This is a genomic window from Streptococcus pseudopneumoniae (assembly GCF_001068775.1).
Taxonomy (GTDB): Bacteria; Bacillota; Bacilli; order Lactobacillales; family Streptococcaceae; genus Streptococcus; species Streptococcus pseudopneumoniae_N.
Genome location: NZ_JWAJ01000103.1, coordinates 1 through 381 on the forward strand (window position 1 = coordinate 1; position 381 = coordinate 381).

A 381-nucleotide genomic window follows, 5' to 3' on the forward strand; every position below is an offset into this window, starting at 1 on the left:
CTCATCTTACCTTTCTTGAAGCTGTATTCATCCCAAGACATGTGAGTTGGAAGGAAAGATAAATCTGTCTTGAATTTGAATTCTTTCAATTTACGAATGACTGTCGAAGTAGAGACAGATAGACTTTCTGCGATAGCCGTCATAGGGACTTTCTCGATTAATTTTTGAGTGATTTTCTGGTTGACGATGGTCGCGATTTGGTGATTCTTTTTGACTAAAGAAGTCTCTGCAACAGCTATTTTCCCGCAGACTTTACAACGGAAACGGCGTTTTCTCAATCGAATGAGTGTCTTATAGCCTGCACACTCTAGATAAGGGATTTTAGATTCTTTCTGGAAGTCATATTTAGTCATTTGCCCTAGGCAGCGAGGGCACACAGGT

At 40.4% G+C, this 381-nt stretch carries 1 protein-coding gene; it reads right to left on the bottom strand.

Going from position 1 to position 381, the window contains the following annotated elements; translation table 11 throughout:
- The coding region (locus ADF68_RS05615; protein WP_049548972.1) for a transposase family protein at positions 1-381 on the bottom strand (381 nt) is incomplete at both ends.